Here is a 680-nt window from a genome sequence, read left to right on the forward strand (position 1 = left end):
GCACCCAGGCCCTGTACACCGAGCGGGTGCTGGCCGGCGCCGGCATGGTCACCCGCAGCCTGACCGACCCGATCCGTACCATGGCCGAGCTTGCCGACTTCCAGCCCGACCTGATCATCCTCGACCTGTACATGCCAGCCTGCACCGGCCCGGAACTGGCCAAGGTGATTCGCCACAGTGACCGTTATGTGAGCGTGCCGATCATCTACCTGTCAGCCGAGGACGACCTGGACAAGCAGCTGGATGCCATGAGCGAAGGCGGTGATGACTTTTTGACCAAACCCTTTCGCTCACGTCACCTGATCACCACCGTGCGCAACCGCGCCGCCCGCGCCCGGCACTTGAAGGCGCGCATGGTGCGCGACAGCCTGACCGGGCTGTACAACCACACCCACATCCTGCAACTGCTGGAAGACTGCAGCTTCCGCGCCCGCCGCGAACAGCAGCCGTTGAGCTTTGCCATGCTCGATATCGACCACTTCAAAAAGATCAACGACCGCCACGGCCACCCCATGGGCGATCGGGTGATCAAGAGCCTGGCGTTGTTCCTCAAGCAGCGCTTGCGCAAGACCGACTTCATTGGCCGCTATGGTGGCGAAGAGTTCGCCATCGTCATGCCCAATACCGCGCTGGACGCGGCACACAGGGTACTGGACGAAATTCGCCGGCGCTTTGCCGAG

At 62.9% G+C, this 680-nt stretch carries 1 protein-coding gene; it reads left to right on the top strand.

What is annotated here, in order from left to right; all coding sequences use genetic code 11:
• Positions 1-680: GGDEF domain-containing response regulator (locus APH35_RS27965; RefSeq protein ID WP_156341255.1), on the top strand; the 680-nt coding region annotated here is incomplete at both ends.

This window comes from Pseudomonas sp. NBRC 111132, from assembly GCF_001320565.1.
Taxonomy (GTDB): domain Bacteria; phylum Pseudomonadota; class Gammaproteobacteria; order Pseudomonadales; family Pseudomonadaceae; genus Aquipseudomonas; species Aquipseudomonas putida_P.